Source organism: Vibrio sp. EA2, from assembly GCF_033042495.1.
GTDB lineage: Bacteria > Pseudomonadota > Gammaproteobacteria > Enterobacterales > Vibrionaceae > Vibrio.
The window spans coordinates 1-740 of sequence record NZ_JAWLID010000055.1 but is presented as its reverse complement, the minus strand read 5'-3'; the positions used below and the strand labels follow the sequence as shown (position 1 = coordinate 740).

1 protein-coding gene is annotated in these 740 nt (G+C 43.1%); it reads right to left on the bottom strand.

Annotation, left to right across the window (positions count from 1 at the left end):
• Nucleotides 1-328: 328 nt before the first annotated feature.
• A complete protein-coding gene (locus tag RXX31_RS24700; protein ID WP_317592214.1) occupies nucleotides 329-646 on the bottom strand; it encodes a heavy metal-binding domain-containing protein in 318 nt (105 codons plus the stop codon).
• Nucleotides 647-740 lie beyond the last annotated feature (94 nt).

Below are 740 nucleotides of genomic sequence, written 5' to 3'. Positions count from 1 at the left end.
AAACTCCGTGTTTGACGAAAATTTCTCAGCATTCAAGAAACCACACCAGAGAAATAGCCCAAAAGTTAGAAACCGTAAACGGTGAAATCAACGCGAACACAACTCATATAGTGCCACCGGAAAGAACGTGAAAGGCACATTTGACCAGGTGTAAAGCTAGGAAACGAAACCGATAAACACCGAAATTTTACCTTTGATGCCAATCCAGTACTAACGCCCGCTTAAGTGGTGAGCAACGCTACCACGAAACTTAATAATTGCACCGTAAACACCAAAGCTAAATCAAACCAAAACCGCCGAGCGTTGCGAATCCGTCTTAAAGCGTTTGTTATGTTCGGAGCTTCACTGCCGTACCAAACACTAGTATTTCTGACGCACCATCAGTAACAGAGCTAGTTGTAAACCGTATGCCCACTATCGCATCTGCATTTAACTTTTCAGCATCTTTTATTAATCGTTGTACCGCTATATTTCTAGCTTCCATCAACATCTCGGTATATCCTTTGAGCTCTCCTCCGACAATACCTTTCAAACCCGCCATGATGTCTCGGCCAACATGTTTAGATTGCACCACATTACCATTTACAATGCCCAGTACAGCTTCGATTTCCTTGCCGGGAACCGTTTCAGTTGTTGTATAAATCATAATTTACTCCTAGAACATAACGCCCAATTAAGGGGTGAGTAACGCAACACCAAAGCCCCTGCATACCACCTTAATCACTAAAACCAACGCATGC

Bases quoted from the DNA above. Each gene is read 5' to 3' on its own strand.
- RXX31_RS24700 (WP_317592214.1), bottom strand. From the start codon at position 646: ATGATTTATACAACAACTGAAACGGTTCCCGGCAAGGAAATCGAAGCT.